1 protein-coding gene is annotated in these 430 nt (G+C 72.1%); it reads right to left on the bottom strand.

All coding sequences use genetic code 11. From position 1 onward, the window contains the following. Positions 1–131 precede the first annotated feature (131 nt). The coding region (locus I6F21_RS38000; RefSeq protein ID WP_225184417.1) for a GGDEF domain-containing protein at positions 132–430 on the bottom strand (299 nt) is incomplete at its 5' end.

Genomic DNA, 430 nt, shown 5'->3' with positions numbered 1-430 from the left:
CCATTGCGCAGCGCCACGGCGCAGAGGTTAGCGCGACGGCGGTGCCGGGCGCTGGTTGCACGGTGCGGGTGCAGTGGCCGGTGAACCCTGCAGCCGCCAACGAGCCCTGACGCCGGCCGCAGTGCTGGCTGCTACACCGCTGGTACCAGCGCTGGCTCCATGCACCCCGCCACCTGATTGCGTCCGCCGTTTTTGGCGACGTACAGCGCTGCGTCCGCGGCGTCGATCCACGCCCGCAGGCTGCTGTGGCGGTGGTCGGCCGGGGCCACGCCGATGCTGCTGGTGATGCGCAGTTCGGGCAGGCTGCGCAGGCGCACGCCTTCTGTCTGCTCGCGGATGCGCTGGGCAATGGCCAGGGCGTCGCGCGCATGCATGCCGGGCAGCACGATGGCGAATTCGTCCCCGCCGTAGCGCCCCGCGCAGTCACCGG

The sequence above is a fragment of the Bradyrhizobium sp. NBAIM03 genome, from assembly GCF_020194055.1.
GTDB lineage: Bacteria > Pseudomonadota > Alphaproteobacteria > Rhizobiales > Xanthobacteraceae > Bradyrhizobium > Bradyrhizobium yuanmingense.
Note: the sequence above shows the minus strand (reverse complement) of the source record. Positions and strands in the feature narration are given on the sequence as shown.